Source organism: Luteibacter sahnii, from assembly GCF_034063545.1.
Classification (GTDB): Bacteria; Pseudomonadota; Gammaproteobacteria; order Xanthomonadales; family Rhodanobacteraceae; genus Luteibacter; species Luteibacter sahnii.
In genome coordinates, this window is the sequence record NZ_JAQLOK010000017.1 from 1 (window position 1) to 4841 (window position 4841).

The 4841-nt window shown below is 68.2% G+C and carries 1 protein-coding gene and 1 pseudogene; both read right to left on the bottom strand.

Annotated features, from left to right (window positions below; all coding sequences use genetic code 11):
* Window positions 1-163: 163 nt before the first annotated feature.
* Window positions 164-3718 carry an amino acid adenylation domain-containing protein gene (locus PI246_RS18335; protein WP_455429791.1) on the bottom strand — a complete coding sequence of 1185 codons (3555 nt, stop codon included), beginning with the start codon at window positions 3716-3718 and terminating at the stop codon, window positions 164-166.
* Window positions 3719-3805: 87 nt separating this feature from the next.
* Window positions 3806-4841, bottom strand: a pseudogene (locus tag PI246_RS18595) (amino acid adenylation domain-containing protein); the annotation flags it as partial.

The following is a 4841-nucleotide window of genomic DNA, read 5'->3' on the forward strand; positions in this document are numbered from 1 at the left end:
GAACCACAGCCGCTGCTGCGACCACGACAACGGCGGATCCTCGCCCCGATCCACCGCCGACAGCGGTGGCAACTCCGGATCGGTGGACGACGTCGCGACGGCCCTTTCGCGAAGCCGCTTTAGCAGCAACGCGTGCCGAAGTGCATGAAGGGAAGGATCGTGATCAGTCATGGGCTGCACTTTCATCCAGCATCGACAACAGTTCGTCCCTGGACAAGGCATCGATTTCTTTTTGCAGGGCTTCGAGCTCGCCGACCCCAAGCATCGATGCCTGCCGTGCCAGGATGTGTTTCGCCAGATCGGCCAATACGGAAAACTCGAAGAGATCGGCCACCGTCACGGTGACGCCGAACTGCTCGCGAATGGGCGATATGGCCTGCAATGCCAGGAGTGAGTTGCCGCCCAGGTCGAAGAAATGATCGTTCCGCCCGGCCCGCTCGACACCCAGCACACTCTGCCAAAGCGACGCGAGCCGTTCTTCCATCTCACCTTGCGGTGCCTCGTAACCACGACGCATCACGTCTCCGTCTTCCGGCGACGGCAGCGCCTTTCGATCCAGCTTTCCGTTCGGTGTCAGGGGAAGTGCATCGAGCACCACGAACGTCGAAGGCACCATGTAATCCGGCAGGCGCGCCTCCAGCCAGGAGCGCAGTTCGACCGGCACCGCCGCGCCGTCCGCCACCACGAGGTAACCCACCAGGCGACGATCCTCTCCTTTGCCCCCGACAGTCACTGCCGCTTCGCGCACGCTCGCGTGTTCAACCAGCCGCGATTCGATCTCCGCGAGCTCGATGCGAAAGCCACGCAACTTGACCTGGTGGTCGTTGCGACCGAGGAACTCGATCACACCCTCGGCCGTCAGGCGGCCCAGGTCGCCCGAGCGGAAGACGCGGCCGCCCACCGGTCCTTCGCATGCCAGGAATTTCTCCCGCGTCAGCGCCTCCCGGTTCGCGTAGCCGCGGCCTACTCCCGCGCCCATGATGTGGATCTCGCCGATCACCCCTTGCGGCACCGGTTGGCCGTGCTCGTCCACGATCGCGATGCGCGTATCCGCGATCGGCTGGCCGATCGGAACGCTCGACGCGCCCGGCGGCAGCGCCGTGGCGTCGTACGTGACGCAACCCACCGTCGTCTCCGTCGGCCCGTACTCGTTGACGATCCGCGTGCGCGGTGCCAGCCCGCGCCACAACGCCACCGTCGAGGCCGGCAGGCTCTCACCGCCCACCACCAGTACCTCGACCTCGCAGGACGCTCCCGCCGACTGCAACCGCCGCCCCAGGCTCAGCAGGTGCGCCGGCGAAATCTTCACCAGGCCACGCGCCCCGCCCCGCACGTGCGCCTCGAGCTCTTCCAGCTCCTGCCCGTCACGCAACAGGCAGGCGGTTCCTCCACTGATCAACGGAAGCCACAGGCTGGTGATCGTCGCGTCGAACACCAGCGGCGAGGACACCAACGCGTCGATCGGTGCATCTTCACCACCGTACTCATGCCGCGCCCACGCCAGGTAATGGCCCATCGAGCCGTGCTCGATCATCACCCCCTTCGGACTGCCCGTCGAACCGGAGGTATAGATCACGTAGGCCAGGCTGCGCTCGTCCAGCGACAGCACGGGATCGTCCTGCGCATGCTTCGCGATCGCCGCGCCATCGCCCTGCGCCTCGTCGACCACGATCACCCGCACCATCGCCAGCGCCGGCAACTCGTCCACGCACGAATCCACCGTCAGCACCGCGAACGGCTGACTGTCCTGCAGGATCAGGCCCAGGCGCCCCATCGGATGCTTCGTATCCAGCGGCACGTAGGCTGCCCCCGCCTTCAGCACCCCCAGCAACGCGACCACCATCTCCACGCCGCGCGGCATGAACACCGCCACGCGATCCTCCGGCCGGATGCCCGAGGCCAGCAGATGATGCGCCAACTGGTTGGCACGCCGGTTGAGTGTGTCGTAGTCGACCGACAGGCCTTCCATCCGCACCGCCACCGACGCCGGACGGCGGACCACCTGCGCCTCGAACGCGCGGTGCACGAACGCCAGCGACGGTACGCCCGCCGCGTGCTTCCCGATGCCCTCGCAGATCGATCCGCGTTCCCCGGGAGGCAGGATCGATATCCGCTCCACCGGTACGTCGCTGCCCGTTTCCAGCGCATCGACCAGACCGCCCAGCGCCTGCTCCAGATAGGCCGCCACGCGATCACCCGGGATTCCAGGCCCCCTGAGCACGGTCAACGCGAAGCCATTCGCCCCCAGGTCGTCCACCGAGAGCGAGATCGGGTAGTTCGTTCGCTCTTCCGCGCGCAGCAGCTCCACACCCGGGATCGCCGCCGTGATGTCCACCGAGCGGCTGTGCCGGTAGTTCAGCAACGTCGTGAACAACGGCGTCGATCCGTCCACGCCGCTGCACCGCTGCGCCAGGGCCAGCGACGCCTGCTCGTGACGTAGCAGCGCGCCCAGGCCCGCATGCGTGGCCTGCAACGCCGCACTCGCCGACAGGTTCAGGCGCACCCGCAGCGGCAACGTGTTGAGGTACATCCCCAGCGCATCGCTTGCTCCATCCTGCTGCTGGCCGGACAAGACCGTGCCGTACACCACGTCGTTGCGGCCGCAGCACGCGCCCAGCACCCGACCCCAGGCCAGGTGATAGATCGCCGCCGCGCTTACCCCGTGGCGTACCGCCGCCGCGCGCACGCGGCGACCCAGCGAGGGCGCGATCTCGCGATGGGTCTGGCCGCCTTGCCAGCCGTCCGCACGCACGTCCATCACTCCGAACGGCGCCGTCGGCTCCTCCACGTCGCCCAGTTCGGCGCTGAAGTACGCTTCCGCCGCCCGTCGCGCCGTCTCGTCCTGTTCCAGCCGACCGATGAAGCTGCGGAACGGCGCTACCGCCCGTAGCGCCTCGCCGCTATCCCGCATCAGGTGACCGACTTCCTCGATCACCCGTTCCATTGCCACGTGATCGAGCGCCAGGTGGTGGTGCTGCAACGCCAACAGCCAGCCGTCGCCATCGGCCATCGCCCAGCCCCGCATCAGCGGCGCCTGCGTCAACGTCAATCGCGCCCGGGCCGGATCGCTCACCGCCTCCAGCTGCTCGCGCACCGCCCGGTCCGCCGATGCCTCCACGATCTCCACCGGCAACCGCGCATGCCGGTGCACCACCTGCACCGCGCGCGGCAATCCTTCCCATGCCAGCGAGGTACGCAGGATGTCGTGGCGGGCGATGACGTCATCGAGGGCCCGCACGAAGCGATCCAACCGCGACCGGCTCTCGATCCGTAGCAACGAACGCGCCACGTACGCATCCGCGCCCTGTCCGCCCAGCAGATGATGAAAAAGAATGCCTTCCTGCAACGGCGACAGCGGATAGATGTCCTGCACGTTGCCCGTGCCGCCCGGTACCCTCGCCACCACCGCGTCGATCGCCGCCTGGCTCAGCGCCACCAGCGGCAACAACGATGGCGTGATCCGTGCCGTGTCCGCCGTGATCCGGTTCGCCGGCACCTCGCGCTCGACCGACGGTGCCGCCAAGGCCTGGGCCAGCGAGGACAGTACCGGTGAGACGAACACCGAGCGCACGTCCGCATGCACGCCCCCCGCTCGCAGCAGCCCCGTCAGCTTCACCACCAGCAGCGAGTGGCCGCCCAGTTCGAAGAAATGATCGTGGCGACCCACCCGTTCCACGCCGAGCAGTTCCTCCCACAGCGCCGCGAGCCGTTCTTCCATCTCCCCTTGCGGCGGCTCGTAGCCGCGGCGCACCACGTCCCCACCCTCCGGCGACGGCAGGGCCGCGCGGTCCAGCTTCCCGTTCGGCGTCAGCGGCAGTGCCTCCAGCACCACGAACGCCGACGGCATCATGTAGTCGGGCAACCGCGTTTCCAGCCAGCGTCGCAGCTCGGCCGCCTCCGGCGTGTTCTCCGGCGCGACCACGTAAGCCACCAAGCGGCGATTCTCGCCCTCGCCAAGGGTCGCCACCGCCGCCTCGCGCACGCTCGCGTGCTCGGCCAGCCGCGATTCGATCTCGCCCAGTTCGATGCGCAGGCCGCGCAGCTTCACCTGGAAGTCGTTGCGGCCCAGGTATTCCAGCGTGCCGTCCGCACGCCACCGGCCCAGGTCGCCCGTGCGGTACATCCGCGCGTTCGGATCGGCGGCGAACGGATCCATCACGAACCGCTCCGCCGTCAGCTCCGGACGGTTCAGGTAACCCCGCGCCACGCCCTTGCCGCCGATATGGATCTCGCCCGTGACACCCACCGGCACCGGCTCGCCCGACGCCTCCAGCACGTAGATCCGCGTGTTCGCGATCGGGCGCCCGATCGGCACCCGTTCCAGCCCCGCGACGTCTTCCACCTGCCACGACGTCACGTCCACGGCCGCTTCCGTCGGTCCATACAGATTGTGCAGTGCCACCCCGGGCAGCATCGCCAGGAACCGTTCGCACGCCCCCGGCGGCAAGGCTTCCCCGCTGCACAGCACCCGGCGCAACGTCGACGGCACGCCGTCCAGGCGATCCAGGAACGACGGCAGCATCGACGGCACGAAGTGCACCGTCGTGATCCCGGCGCCTTCGACCAACCCGGCCAGGTAATCCGGATCCTTGTGCCCCTCGGGCCGGGCCATGACCAGCGTGGCACCCGTCGCCAGGGTCCAGAAGAACTCCCACACCGACACGTCGAAACCGATCGGCGTCTTCTGCAGCACGCGATCGCTCGCGTCCAGTCCGTAGCGCGACTGTGCCCAGCACAGGCGGTTGACCACGCCCGCATGCTCGTTCATCACGCCCTTGGGCTGGCCCGTCGACCCGGACGTGTAGATCACGTAGGCCAAGTGACTGACGTTCTGGCCCGGT